General features: G+C 63.0%; 11 protein-coding genes. 8 read left to right on the top strand and 3 right to left on the bottom strand.

The features are described from left to right. The first annotated feature begins 34 nt into the window (after positions 1–34). The 7 genes from TU82_RS04325 to tal all read left to right on the top strand — a co-directional run bounded on the left by TU82_RS04325 (position 35) and on the right by tal (position 7,384). Positions 35–1,042 (top strand): ABC transporter permease, encoded by a 1,008-nt coding sequence (locus TU82_RS04325; RefSeq protein WP_057721855.1) that lies wholly within the window; start codon positions 35–37, stop codon positions 1,040–1,042. A 50-nt stretch (positions 1,043–1,092) separates the two neighbouring features. Beyond that, on the top strand, positions 1,093–2,025 hold the full coding sequence (locus tag TU82_RS04320; RefSeq protein WP_057721854.1) for a sugar ABC transporter substrate-binding protein: 933 nt from the start codon (positions 1,093–1,095) through the stop codon (positions 2,023–2,025). A 15-nt stretch (positions 2,026–2,040) separates the two neighbouring features. After that, positions 2,041–3,549: a sugar ABC transporter ATP-binding protein gene (locus TU82_RS04315; RefSeq protein WP_057721853.1), complete on the top strand. Its 1,509-nt coding sequence runs from the start codon at positions 2,041–2,043 to the stop codon at positions 3,547–3,549. Positions 3,550–3,847: 298 nt separating this feature from the next. Next, positions 3,848–4,627, top strand: a complete 780-nt coding sequence (locus tag TU82_RS04310) for an SDR family oxidoreductase (RefSeq protein ID WP_276307141.1) — start codon at positions 3,848–3,850, stop codon at positions 4,625–4,627. Positions 4,628–4,636: 9 nt separating this feature from the next. Next, positions 4,637–5,437, top strand: a complete 801-nt coding sequence (locus TU82_RS04305; protein ID WP_057721851.1) for an SDR family oxidoreductase — start codon at positions 4,637–4,639, stop codon at positions 5,435–5,437. A gap of 45 nt (positions 5,438–5,482) precedes the next feature. After that, complete coding sequence (locus TU82_RS04300) at positions 5,483–6,436, top strand: sugar-binding transcriptional regulator (RefSeq protein WP_057721850.1); 954 nt, start codon at positions 5,483–5,485, stop codon at positions 6,434–6,436. Between the two features lie 24 nt (positions 6,437–6,460). Next, a complete protein-coding gene (gene tal, locus TU82_RS04295) occupies positions 6,461–7,384 on the top strand; it encodes a transaldolase (protein ID WP_057721849.1) in 924 nt (307 codons plus the stop codon). A gap of 208 nt (positions 7,385–7,592) precedes the next feature. On the opposite strand, the gene aqpZ is transcribed toward tal, so the two are convergent. The 3 genes from aqpZ to TU82_RS04280 all read right to left on the bottom strand — a co-directional run bounded on the left by aqpZ (position 7,593) and on the right by TU82_RS04280 (position 11,244). Next, complete coding sequence (gene aqpZ, locus TU82_RS04290) at positions 7,593–8,297, bottom strand: aquaporin Z (RefSeq protein WP_057721848.1); 705 nt, start codon at positions 8,295–8,297, stop codon at positions 7,593–7,595. Between the two features lie 591 nt (positions 8,298–8,888). Continuing rightward, positions 8,889–10,073: a sugar transporter gene (locus TU82_RS04285; protein ID WP_057721847.1), complete on the bottom strand. Its 1,185-nt coding sequence runs from the start codon at positions 10,071–10,073 to the stop codon at positions 8,889–8,891. Positions 10,074–10,245: 172 nt separating this feature from the next. Next, positions 10,246–11,244, bottom strand: coding sequence for a bile acid:sodium symporter family protein (locus TU82_RS04280; RefSeq protein ID WP_057721846.1), 999 nt, complete (start codon positions 11,242–11,244; stop codon positions 10,246–10,248). An 84-nt stretch (positions 11,245–11,328) separates the two neighbouring features. Between TU82_RS04280 and TU82_RS04275 the strand changes: the two genes are divergently transcribed. Next, complete coding sequence (locus TU82_RS04275; protein WP_057721845.1) at positions 11,329–12,117, top strand: AraC family transcriptional regulator; 789 nt, start codon at positions 11,329–11,331, stop codon at positions 12,115–12,117. Positions 12,118–12,163: the final 46 nt, after the last annotated feature.

The raw sequence follows: 12,163 nt of genomic DNA, 5'->3' as shown, positions 1-12,163 counted from the left end.
AAGCACTCCAAAAAAAATAACTCAGGAGAACACTGTGGACGCCAAAGCGATTGTCCAGCACCCGGACGAACTCAAGCCGCCACCCCGCCCCCGGCTGGTGAAACTGCTGCCCAGCAATATCGGCGGCCCATTGATAGGGCTTGTGCTGCTGGTGCTGGTCTTCTCCTTCAGCTCCGAATTCTTCTTCTCCCTGCGCAATGGCCTGAACATTCTTGATCAGGTCACGGTGCTGGGCATCCTGGCGATTGGCATGACGGCGGTGATCGTGATCGGCGGCATCGATCTGTCGGTCGGTTCGGTGCTGGCCTTCTCGATGATGATGCTGGGCTGGCTCTATCAGGACCAGGCGGTGCCGCTGGGCTTTGCGATTCCCATCTCGATTGCCACCGGCATGCTGGCCGGGCTGGTGTCCGGTGGGTTGATCACCTACGCCAAGTTGCCACCGTTCATTGCCACGCTGACCATGATGTCGGTGGCCCGCGGCCTGGCGAACATCCTCACCGAAGGCCGGCAGGTCGTCGGTTTCCCGGAGTGGTTCACCCGCTTGGCCACGGTGCGGCATTTCGGCTTTTTGTCGGCCACTGTCGGGCTGTTCCTGGTGATGCTGCTGGTGGCCTGGGTGTTCCTGCGCTTTCGCGCCGGTGGCCGCAACCTCTACGCCATGGGCGGCAGCCCGGAAGTGGCGCGCCTGTCGGGCATCAAGGTGCGCGCAATTACCTTGTGGGTGTACGCCATCAGCGGCGCCCTCGCGGGGATAGCCGCCGTGACCCTGGCCGCGCGCCTGGACTCGTCGCAACCCAGTGCGGGTTTGAGCCTGGAACTGGACGCCATCGCCGCCGTGGTGATTGGCGGCGCCAGCCTCAGCGGCGGTGTGGGCAGCATCGGCGGCACCCTGGTGGGCGTGCTGATCATTGGCGTGTTGCGCAATGGCCTCAATCTGCTGGGCGTCTCGCCCTTTATCCAACAAGTGGTGATCGGCGTGGTCATCGCCCTCGCCGTCACCATCGATACCTTGCGACGCCGTTCCAGCACTGCCCGTTAAACCTGTTCGACAGTTGACACCCTCCAACAATAAAACCAGGAGTCACCGACATGTTCAGCCCCAAGAAACTGCTTATCGCCACTGCTCTGGCGGCCGCGACCCTCACCGCCGCCGGCACCACCTGGGCCAAGGATTTGACCATCGGCCTGGCCGTGGCCAACCTGCAGGCCGACTTCTTCAACCAGATCAAGCAATCGGTGGAAGCCGAGGGCAAGGCCAAGGGGATCAAGGTGATCACCGTGGACGCCCAGGGCAACTCCTCCACCCAGGTCAGCCAGATAGAAGACCTGATCACCCGCCAGATCGACGTGCTGATCTACATTCCGGCCGGCGCCACCGCCGCCGGTGTGCCGGTGAAAGCCGCCAAGGCCGCCGGTATTCCGGTAATCGCCGTGGACCGCAACGCCCCCGACGCACCGGGCGATACCTTCATCGCCAGCGACAGCGTGGCCGGCGCCAAGACTCTGGCCGAATACGTGGGCAAGATCACCGACGGCAAAGGCCGCATCGCGATCCTGCAAGGCCAGATCGGTACCACGCCGGAAAACGATCGGGCCAAGGGTTTCGAAGAGGGCTTGAAAGCCTTCCCGGACCTCAAGGTGGTGGCCCAGCAACCGGCCGAATGGGCCCAGGACAAAGGCTTTGCCGTGGCCCAGGACCTGCTCCAGCGCGACCCGAACATTACCGTGTTCTTCGGCCGCGCCGATGCCATGGCGTTGGGCGCCGCTCAAGCGGTCAAGGTCGGCAACCTCGATCACAAGGTGGTGATCGTCGGCTTTGACGGTGACATCGCCGGGCTCAAGGCTGTGCAAAGTGGTGTGCTGAACGCAACCATGACCCAGCAGACGCAGAAAATGGGGCGCCTGGCCGTGGCCTCTGCCATCGACCTCAAAGCCGGCAAAGACGTGCCCAAGGAACAACTGCTGCCCACCGTGCTGACCACCAAAGACAACGTCGCGCCGTTCCTGCAACAGCACCCGTAAACCTGGGAGGTCGTCATGCACGCAGCAGTTCTGGACACAGCCGGCGATGCGGTGCTGTGCCTGCGCAATATCAGCAAGGCCTACGGGCCGGTGCAGGTGCTGTCGCAGATCAACGTCGACATTCGTCCCGGCGAAGTGTTGGCCCTGCTCGGTGAAAACGGCGCGGGCAAGTCGACTCTGTCGTCGATCATCGCAGGCCTGGTGCAACCGCAAGCCGGGGGCAGCATGACCTGGCTCGGCGAGCCTTACGCGCCGGGTTCGCCGGGGGCCGCGTTGAGCGCCGGTATCGGCCTGATCCACCAGGAAATTCGCCTGCTGCCGCAACTGTCGATTGCCGAGAATATCTTCGTCGGTCGCCTGCCCATGCGTCACGGGCGGGTGGACCGCGCCTGCATCGAAGCCCAGGCACAGGTCCAACTGGAGCGCCTGGGGCTCAAGGTGCCGGCGTCGCGCAAGGTCGAAGGCCTCAGCGTGGCGGCCCAGCAACTGGTGGAAATCGCCAAGGCGCTGACTCTCAAGGCGCGCTTGTTGATCCTGGATGAACCCACCGCTGCCTTGGGTGGCGAGGAAACCGAGTTGTTGTTCCAGCAGGTGGAGCGGCTCAAGGCCGAGGGCGTGTCGTTTATCTATATCAGCCATCGCCTGGAAGAAATCGCGCGCATTGCCGACCGTGTGCTGGTGCTGCGCGACGGTCGCCAGATCGCCCTGCATGCCACTGCGCAAGTGCCGGTACGTGAGCTGGTGGAACAGATGGTCGGGCGCAGCCTGGAGCGGATTTTCCCCGCGCTGCAGGCGCCGCAGGAACAGGTGATGCTTCAGGTCAAGGATTTGAGTTGTCGCGAATTCGCCTTGCACGGCATCGACTTCAGCGTGCGCGCCGGTGAAGTGTTCGGCATTGCCGGCGTGGTCGGCGCCGGGCGGACCGAACTGGTGCGCACCCTTGCCGGCGCCGCTCAGGATATCCGTGGGCACATGGTGCTCGAGGGCGAGGTGCGTCAACTGCGCTCGCCGTTCGAGGCGATCCAGGCCGGTGTGGTGCTGGTGCCCGAAGACCGCAAGCAGCAAGGCGTGGTGGTGGAACATCGCATCGAAGACAACCTGATCTACGGCAACACCGACCTGCTGGATAAAAGCGGCTGGGTATTCCCTGCCCCGCTGCGTGAATTCGCGCGCACGGCGGTAGCGCGGCTGGGCGTGAAAGGTGCGCCGCAGTCGCGGATTTCCAGCCTGTCCGGAGGTAATCAACAGAAGGTGATTATCGCCAAGTGGCTGGCGCGTAATCCCAAGGTGTTCATTCTCGATGAGCCGACACGCGGCATCGACGTGGGCGCGCGGGCGGCGATTTATGAGGTGATCGCGGATTTGGCGGCCAAGGGCATGGCGGTGATCGTAGTGAGCTCGGATCTGGATGAAGTGCTGGGCTTGTCCCATCGGGTGATGGTGATGAGCCGGGGCCGGCAGATGGGGATTCTGGAGCGCGGCGAAGCCACGCCGGTTTCCGTAATGGAAATGGCCACTGCTTAACCCACAAACAACGAAGATCCAATGTGGGAGGGAGCTTGCCCTAATGCCAGTCAGTTAAGCGTACACCGCCGTCTGTAGGAGCGAGCTTGCTCGCGAAAAACGTCAACGATAATGCGTGCTTTCTGAATGAGCGCGGTGCCTGTGAATTTTTCGCGAGCAAGCTCGCTCCTACAAAAAGCCTTAACTGACTGGCATTGGGGCTTGCCCCCGATGGCTGTGTATCAGTCACCCCAATTATCAACTGACAGACTGCTATCGGGGGCAAGCCCCCTCCCACATTGGATAGCGGCGCTTTCAAATAACGGAGTTTTGCATGCAACTTTTCAGTCTTCAGGGCCAAGTCGCCTTTGTCACCGGTGCCGGCAGCGGCATCGGCCAGGCCATCGCCGTCGGGCTTGCCGAGGCCGGCGCCGATGTCGCCTGTTTTGACCTGCCCGGCAGCCCCGGCATCGCCAGTACCGTCGAGCGCATCCAAGCCCTGGGCCGTCGCGCCCTCGCCTTGAGCGGCACGGTCACCGAACGCGCCGCGCTGGACGCGGCCGTAGCGCGCACCGAAAGCGAACTGGGCGAGCTCAGCGTGGCGGTCAACTGCGCCGGCATCGCCAACGCCCAGGCCGCCGAGGACCTGGAACTGCAACGCTGGCAAACCACCCTGGACATCAACCTCACCGGCATCTTTCTCAGTTGCCAGGCCCAGGCTGCCGTCATGCTGCCGCGTGGCAAAGGCGCCATCGTCAACATCGCCTCCATGTCCGGCAGCATCGTCAACCGCGGCCTGTTGCAGGCGCACTACAACACCTCCAAGGCCGGGGTGATCCACCTGAGCAAAAGCCTGGCGATGGAATGGGCCGACAAGGGCCTGCGGGTGAACTGCATCAGCCCCGGCTACACCGCCACGCCGATGAATTCGCGGCCGGAAGTCGCCGATCAGGTGAAGATCTTTGAACAGACCACGCCCATGGGCCGCATGGCCAGCGTGGACGAAATGGTCGGCCCGGCGATCTTCCTGGTCAGCCAGGCGTCGTCTTTCTGCACCGGTGTCGACCTGTTGGTCGATGGCGGCTTTGTGTGCTGGTAGGAGTTCGTCATGTCGCAACGATTCAGCGGTAAAACCATCGTCATCACCGGCGCCTGCCGTGGCATCGGCGCCGGCATTGCCGAGCGCTTCGCCCAGGAAGGCGCCCACCTGGTGCTGGCCTCCAACGACCTGGAGCGCGTGACCTTCACCGCCGACCAGCTGGCCCGGGAATACGGCGTGAGCACCCTCGCCCTCGGCATCGATGTCACCAACGAAAGCGATATCGAACGGCTCTACCGCGAAGGCCACGCACGCTTCGGCAGTATCGACGTGTCGGTGCAGAACGCCGGCATCATCACCATCGACCACTACGACACCATGCCCCGCGCCGACTTCGACAAGGTGCTGCAGGTCAACACCACCGGGGTGTGGCTGGGTTGCCGGGAGGCGGCCAAGTACATGGTCAGGCAAGGTAGCGGACGCTTGATCAATACCTCGTCGGGCCAGGGCCGCCAGGGCTTTATCTACACCCCGCACTACGCCGCGAGCAAGATGGGCGTGATCGGCATCACCCAGAGCCTGTCCCTGGAGCTGGCGCGGCATAACATCACGGTCAATGCGTTCTGCCCGGGCATCATCGAAAGCGAGATGTGGGACTACAACGACCGCGTCTGGGGCGAGATCCTCAGCACCGACGAAAAGCGCTACGCCAAGGGCGAATTGATGGCCGAATGGGTCAGGAACATCCCCCTGCGCCGCGCCGGCAAACCCTCGGATGTCGCCGGGCTGGTGGCGTTCCTGGCCTCGGATGACGCGGCCTACCTGACCGGCCAGGCGATCAATATCGACGGAGGCCTGATCATGTCGTAAGGGTTTGGTATCCTCACGGCCATTGAGTCAACCACTGAGGCTTTCATGAGCCAGATCGAAGAACAGCGCCTGATCACCAAGATCGCGAGCCTCTATTACGAAGAAGGGCTCAAGCAGTCCGAAATTTCCACGCAACTGGACCTCTCCCAGTCCTTTATCAGCCGCGCCCTGCGCCGCGCGCTGGCGGAGGGTGTGGTGAAAATCAGCGTGATGCGCCTGCAAGGGCTGCACCTGGAGCTGGAAACCCAACTGCAACGCCGCTACGGCGTGCGTCGGGTGATCGTGGTGGAAGCCACCCAGCCCGGCAACGATGAAAGCATCAAGCAAGCCATCGGCTCGGCCGCCGCGCATTACCTGGAGACCAGCCTGTCGCCCCAGGACCGCATCGGCATTTCGTCGTGGAGCAGCACCATTCGCGCCATGGTCGGCCATCTGCATGCCCAACCGGGTAAACAAGGCGCCGAGGAAGTGGTACAACTGTTGGGCGGGGTCGGCCATAAAGGCGCGTTCGAAGCCACCCTGCTCACCCAGCGCCTGGCGACCCTGCTCAATTGCCCGGCGTACCTGCTGCCCTCGCAAAGCATCGAGCAATCGGTGCAGAGCAAGCAGCGCATCGTGCAGATGGAAGAGGTCAAGGAGGTGCTGCAACGCTTTGACAGCATCACCCTGGCGATCGTCGGCATCGGTGAACTTGAGCCTTCGCAACTGCTGCGCAACAGCGGCAACTACTACACCGAGGACATGCTGCGCCTGTTGGCCGAGCGTGGCGCGGTGGGCGATATCTGCCTGCGTTACTTCGATGCCCAGGGCAAGCCGGTGCTGGAGGAAGATGAGGAATTCGTGGTGTCGGTGGCGCTGCCCAAATTGCGCAACATCCACCGCGTGCTCGGCCTGGCCGGCGGGCTGAACAAGGTCCAGGCGATTCGTGGCGCGCTCACCGGCGGTTACCTCGACATCCTGGTGACCGACCTTGACACCGCGCAGGCCCTCAACCGATAACCCTTTTTTTGGAGACCGCCGCTCATGACATCCAAACTCGAACAACTCAAGCAATTCACCACCGTGGTCTGCGACACCGGCGACCTGGAAGCCATCAGCCGCCTGCGCCCGGTGGACGCCACCACCAACCCGTCTCTGCTGCTCAAGGCTTCGGCCATCGAGCATTACGGCGACATCCTGCGCAACGCGCTCGACCTGTCCAAAGGCGACCTGGGCCTGGCCTGCGATCAGTTTTCCGTGGCGGTGGGCTGCGGCATTCTCAAGGTGATTCCGGGACGCATCTCCACCGAGGTCGACGCACGGCTGTCCTTCGATGAAGACGCGCTGTGGGCCAAAGCCAATCAGCTGATCGACCTCTATGACCACGCCGGCGTCGGTCGCGACCGCGTGCTGATCAAACTGGCGTCCACCTGGGAAGGTATCCGCACCGCCGAACGCCTGGAAAAAGCCGGCATCCAGACCAACCTGACCCTGCTGTTCTCGTTCGCCCAGGCCCAGGCCTGCGCCGATGCCGGCGTGTTTCTGATTTCACCGTTCGTGGGCCGCATCTACGACTGGTACCGCAAGAGCACAGGCCTGGATTACACCGGCGTGGATGACCCGGGCGTGCAGTCGGTGACGCGGATCTACAACTACTACAAAGCCAACGGGATCGACACCGTGGTGATGGGCGCAAGCTTTCGAACGCTGAGCCAGATCGAACAGCTGGCGGGCTGTGATCGCTTGACCATCAGCCCCGAGTTGCTGCAAAAACTCGATGAAGACCAGGGCACCCTCGATCGTAAACTGGTGCTCGGTGCCGCCGGCGAAGCGCGCCAGTCCATCAACGAGGCGCAGTTTCGCTGGGCCTCCAACGAAGATGCGATGGCCACCGAAAAACTCGCCGAAGGCATCCGCCAGTTTGCGCGTGACCAGGAAAAACTCGAAAAGGTACTGGCTGCGCTGTGATGCCCACTATCGCCACCGTTACCGATACAACTTCGGCGTTGCAAGGGCCTGTGGCGAGGGAGCTTGCCTTGCACTGTAGGAGCGAGCTTGCTCGCGAAAAACGTCAACGATAACGCGTGCATCCTGGATGAACGCGGTATCTGTGACTTCTTCGCGAGCAAGCTCGCTCCTACAGTGCAGAGCAACCCACTCGCCACCGTATGAGGCATCAAGCCGGCTTTTGCTCGCCCAATGTGCGTGCTGCCAACGCCCCCAAAACCCCGCCAACAATCGGCGCCAGCCAGAACACCCAGAGCTGCGAAAGGTACTCACCTGCGGCAAATAATGCTGGCCCGGTGCTGCGTGCCGGGTTGACCGACGTATTGGTCACCGGGATCAGCACCAAGTGAATCAAGGTCAGCGCCAGGCCAATGGCAATTGGCGCAAAGCCCGGAGCAGCCCCCGGTGCAGTCACACGCATAATGATGAATACGAAGAAGAACGTGGCGATCAGTTCAGCCAACAGTGCGGCCTTCAGGTCAAAGAGGCCTGGGCTCAGGGGGCCGTAACCGTTGGCGGCAAAACCACCCACGGTGAAACCAGGCTGCCCGTTGGCAATCAGGTACAACGCCGCCGCGGCAGCAATCGCCCCAGCAACCTGCGCCGCGATATACGGCAGCACATCACCGGCAGCGATCCGCCGCCCTGCCCACAGGCCAATGGTCACCGCCGGGTTGAAGTGTCCACCGGAGATACCCCCGACCGCGTAGGCCATGGTCAGTACAGTGAGACCAAACGCCAGCGCAACACCCACGAAACCAATGCCCAACCCAGGAAAGGCCGCCGCCAGAATGGCGCTGCCACAGCCGCCGAACGTCAGCCAGAACGTACCGATAAACTCGGCGATCAAACGCTTTTGCACAATCGACTCCATTACTGTTCATGCCGTCACCACGGGAAGTGGGCGGCCCCGCGAGACGGTAGCAATGGGCATTGATGGATCTTGTAGGAATTGTCCGGTTTTAGTCAGGCGCCGGATCAGTAATGTCCAGCGTCTGCTGTGCCACCGCCATCGGGGGCAAGCCCCCTCCCACATTTGGACCGGGGCCGACACAAAATACCGGTCGGCTCTAAGGCCGCCGCGCTTTTGATCTTGATCTTAGGCGCCCCGTTAAACCACGCTGGCCGAACGCAGGCTTGAGTCCGTGGGTAACCCGGCAGGACGCCGGGTTAGCCGCACTGGGCCATGGATGGCCCATTGCGGCGGCCCACGGATTCAAGCCTGTGTTCGGGCACACCGAGCCTGGGCGAGGTGCCGAGTGGTGGGGCAAGAGCGTTTTGCTTACTTTTGACTGGGCCGGCATTCCGGCTTTTCAAAAGTGAGCCGCTGTAAAAGCGGAACCCTAAGTAGCCGTTACCGCAGAAACGGATATGTACTCGATCTGATCCAACATCCTGGTCGGCCCTGAGGCCGCCATCGGGGGCAAGCCCCCTCCCACATTTGGACCGATAGGTAACCGTCGCTTCAGCGCTGCACCACCCCCGTGCCAAACCGCCGAATCGCCAGGCAATACCCCACCAACGCCAGCGCCGCCAGCAACCCGCCCGCCGCGCCGATCCAGGCGAAGCCGAAGTGGCTGCCGACCCAACTGCCCATCAACGCACCGCCGCCGATGCCGATGTTGTAGATGCCGGAGAACATCGCCATGGCCACGTCGGTGGCGTCGGGTGCCAGCACCAGCACTTTGGACTGCATCGCCAGGCCGAACCCCATGATCGCCATGCCCCAGAACACACTCAGGCCCACCAGGTAGGATTCAGCGCCGCTCAACGGCAACATCAGCGCCAGGCAGGCCGCGAGCAGGAACACGCTGCTGACCACGAAGACGTGCGGGTTGAAACGATGCACCAGGCTGAACAGCAGCGAGCCGATGATGCCGGCGCCGCCGAATACCAGCAGGATCAGGGTGACCGCACTGCCACCCAGACCGGCGACGCCTTCGACGAAGGGCTCGATGTAGCTGTAGGCGGTGAATTGCGCGGTGACGGTCATCGCGGTCAGCACGTAGAGCGCCACCAACGCCGGGCGCTTGAACAGCAGCGGCAGGCTGCGCAGTGAGCCGGAGTTCTGGCTCGGCAGCGGAGGCAAGGTGCGCGCCAGCCAGAACACCAGCGCGGCGGCGAATGCGGCAATCACCAGGAAGGTGGTGCGCCAGCCCATGGCCTCGCCCAGCAGGCGACCCAGGGGAATACCCAGCACCATCGCCAGGGACGTACCGGTGGCGAGCAGGCCCAGGGCCTGCACCTGCTTGCCCTGTGGCGCCAGGCGCACCGCCAGGGATGCGGTGATCGACCAGAACAGCGCATGGGCCAGGGCGATGCCGACCCGGCTGACCATCAGCAAGCCGAAACTGGTGGCCACGCTGGACAGGATATGGCTGACGATAAACAGGCCGAACAGCACGATGAGCAACTTGCGCCGCTCGACGTTGCGCGTGAGCAGCATCACCGGCAGCGACGTCAGCGACACGATCCACGCATAGATGGTCAGCATCAGGCCGACGCTGGCCACCGGCATGTCAAAGCTGGCGCCGATGGCGCTGAGCAGGCCGACCGGCACGAATTCGGTGGTATTGAACACAAACGCGGCCAGCGCCAGGGCGATGACCGGTTGCCAATTGGCTTGGGGGGTTGCGGCTGAAAGGCTCATTGAAGGGCGAGGTACTCTGACAGTGATCAAACGGCCGCGCAGAAGACGCGTGGCCGTTGAGCATTCTATAGGTTTCTCGCGGCGCTGTTGGCCCTGATCCTGCCCGGTTATCGCATGAAGGCTCAGCGCGACTGCCTAATCGTCGGCTTGAATCGGCCTGAAGAGCCCAGACTCACGGATCCACCTGCGTCATCAACTCAGGAATGCTTTCCGGCCGCTTGGCATAGCGCTGAGCCAACGCCGCACACACCATCAGCTGGATCTGATGAAACAGCATCAACGGCAAAATCAACACGCCCATGCTCGCCCCGGCAAACAACACCTGGGCCATCGGCACGCCAGTGGCCAGGCTTTTCTTCGAGCCGCAGAACAGGATGGTGATGCGATCTTCCTGGTTGAAGCCGAACGCCTTGCCCAGCAGCGCGGAGGCCACCAGCACCAGGGCCAGCAAGACGCAGCACGCAACGACGAGCCCACCCAGTTCCCACAGCGGAATCTGGTGCCAGATGCCTTCATTGACCGCCTCGCTGAACGCGCCGTAGACCACCAGCAGGATCGAGCCCTGGTCGACGAACTTGAGCCAGGATTTGTTGCGGCCGACCCAGCCACCGATCCAGCGCCGGGCGATCTGGCCGGCGACGAACGGCAGCAGCAACTGCACGCTGATCTTCAGGATCGCGTCGACGGTGGAGCCGCCATCGCCGTGCACATTGAGCAGCAGTGTCACCAGCAACGGCGTGAGGAAGATGCCGAACAGGCTCGAGGCCGCTGCGCTGCAGATCGCCGCCGGAATATTGCCGCGCGCCAGGGAGGTGAAGGCAATCGCCGATTGCACGGTGGCCGGCAGCGCGCAGAGGTAGAGCATGCCCATGTACAGGTCGTTGCCGATCAGCGGCGACAGCACGGGCTTGAGCGCCAGGCCCAGCAGCGGGAACAGCACGAAGGTCAGGCTGAACACCAGCAAATGCAGACGCCAGTGCCCTGCCCCGGCGACGATGGCCTGGCGCGACAGCTTGGCGCCGTGCAGGAAAAACAGCAGCGCGATAGCGAGGTTGGTGACCCAGCCGAAGGCCACGGCGGTCTGGCCGCTGGCCGGCAGCAGGGAGGCGAGGATCACCGTGGCGATCAGGGTCAGGGTGAAGTTGTCGGGCAGGAAACGCGGACGGGTCATAAGCAAATCTTCCAGGGGTTGCCAAGCGCATGGCCCGACTCTAACGTAACGACCTGTTACCGACTAACGCCAATGAGCCAGTAAATGCCGCCTAAAGGACAGGACAAGACCGTCCGACGCACGATTCCCGGGCTATCCAGCCTGCCACGGGCGGTGTATGGACGCACCGAATCGCTGCCCAATCGCGCACTGACGCGGCGGCACAGCCATCCGTGGGTGCAGTTGTCCTATGCGATTTCCGGGGTGCTGGAGATCCAGACCGGTGCCGGCCGCTTCGTCGCCCCGCCCCAGCGTGCGGTGTGGATTCCGGCGGGCATGCCGCACCGCGTCTACAGCGCGCCCCACACCGAGATGCGCAGCCTGTACCTGGATTGCAGCGTCACGGCGTGGGCGGCCGGGCACTGTCATGTGCTGGCGGTGAGTAGCCTGTTGCGCGAGTTGATCCGCAGCTTCAGCGAATTGCCGGTGGAATATGCCGAGGATGGCCCGGACGGGCGCCTGGCCCAGGTGATACTGGACCAACTCGCCGCCGCGCCTCAGGTGGACTTGATGCTGCCCCTGCCCCATGACGCCCGCTTGCGGCAGATCTACCGCAGCCTGAACCTGCATCCGGAGCAGCAGACCACGCTGGGAGACTGGAGCCAAAAGCTTGGGGTCAGCGAAAAAACCCTCAGCCGTCTGTTTCTGAGTGACACCGGGCTGACCTTCCGCGCGTGGCGCCAGCGCCTGCGCCTGCTGAGCGCCCTGCCCGCCCTGGAGCAAGGCGAGCGGGTAACGGATGTGGCGCTGGGCTGTGGTTATGACTCGACGTCGGCGTTTATCAACGCCTTTCGCCAGCAATTTGATACTACGCCGGGAGAATTTTTCCGCTGATGGTTCGCCCGTTAAAGGCAAAAAATCCCCAAACACGCGCTTGGCT

It is taken from the genome of Pseudomonas orientalis, from assembly GCF_001439815.1.
Classification (GTDB): domain Bacteria; phylum Pseudomonadota; class Gammaproteobacteria; order Pseudomonadales; family Pseudomonadaceae; genus Aquipseudomonas; species Aquipseudomonas orientalis.
This window is presented reverse-complemented; position numbering and strand designations above follow the sequence as displayed.